Here is a 1,123-nt window from a genome sequence, read left to right as displayed (position 1 = left end):
GGGCCACGTCGATGGTCGACTGGCCGCGTTGCAGCGAGTCCTTCACGGCGTTCAGCGAGCTGGCGGTGGTCGATTGGTTCTTGGCCATCGCCCAGATCGCGCCGTTGTCCTTGGCGCTGCCGACCTTCTTGCCGGTGTTGATGCGTTGCTGAACGACACCCAGTTCCGAGTTGGTGGAGTTCAGGTTCTGCAGGGCGATCATCGCGCCCGAGTTCGTGTTGATGCTATTCAGAGCCATTTCGGCGAGTTCCCATTCAAGGTGGCCGACGTCATTTTGACGGTCGGGAGCATTTTGCTCATCGCCAGTGTCCACGGTCGTGCTTTCGATAGTGTAAAAGTGTCGCGACTAATTTTGCGGCGTGGATAATGCCTCGTTAGTCATTCCGATTGGACGAAAGTCCACCGCCTGAATCGAGTTCTTTTGACTGAGAGTCCTGCGGCGCGACCTTAATCTGTCGTTGACTCTGCGGCTTCGCCCGCTGTTCCTGGAAATACAACATCTGGTAGGCGCCGCCTCGCGACGGGCTGAGTCTTGTCGCGCGGGAGCCAAGAAAAAAGGGCGGGTCCGAAGACCCGCCCTTCAAGATGCTGAACTCGAAGACCGAACCGCTTAGCGGAACAGGCTGAGGACGGACTGGGTCGACTGGTTGGCGATCGACAGCGCCTGCACGCCCAGTTGCTGCTTGGTTTGCAGCGATTGCAGCTTGGCGCTTTCCTTGGCCAGATCGGCGTCAACCAGGTTGCCCACGCCGGCGTCGAGGCTGTCTTGCAGCTTGCCGACGAAGGTCAAATGGGTGTCGAGACCCGTCGAGCTGGTGCCCAGCGACGCCAGCTTGTTGGTCGCCGTGCCCATGGCGGTCGAGACGGTGGCGATCATCGTCTTGGCGGCCGAAGCGGTCGTGAAGGTCGCGGCGGCGGACAGGCCCAGGCCCGTCAGCGACAGAGTCTTGGCGGCGACCGTGAACTGCGAGCCGTCCGAGTTGGCCAGGAAGGCCAGCTTGGTGGTCGAGCCGTCGGCGATGCTGACGCCGTTGAACTTGGCGTTGGTGACGGCCTTGGTGWTCTGGTCGCGCAGGCTGTTGAAGTCCGACTGCAGGGCGTTGAACGAAGCGGTGTTCAAAGA

The 1,123-nt window shown here is 61.1% G+C and carries 2 protein-coding genes; both read right to left on the bottom strand.

Translation table 11 applies throughout. The annotated features are described in order from the left end of the window. A partial coding sequence (locus AC1DZ6_RS25655; RefSeq protein WP_477099904.1) for a flagellin N-terminal helical domain-containing protein occupies window positions 1-238 on the bottom strand: 238 nt, incomplete at its 3' end. A 372-nt stretch (window positions 239-610) separates the two neighbouring features. Then, the coding region (locus AC1DZ6_RS25650) for a flagellin (protein WP_477099903.1) at window positions 611-1,123 on the bottom strand (513 nt) is incomplete at its 5' end.

The sequence above is a fragment of the Caulobacter sp. P1_B12_2 genome, assembly GCF_056406675.1.
This window is presented reverse-complemented; position numbering and strand designations above follow the sequence as displayed.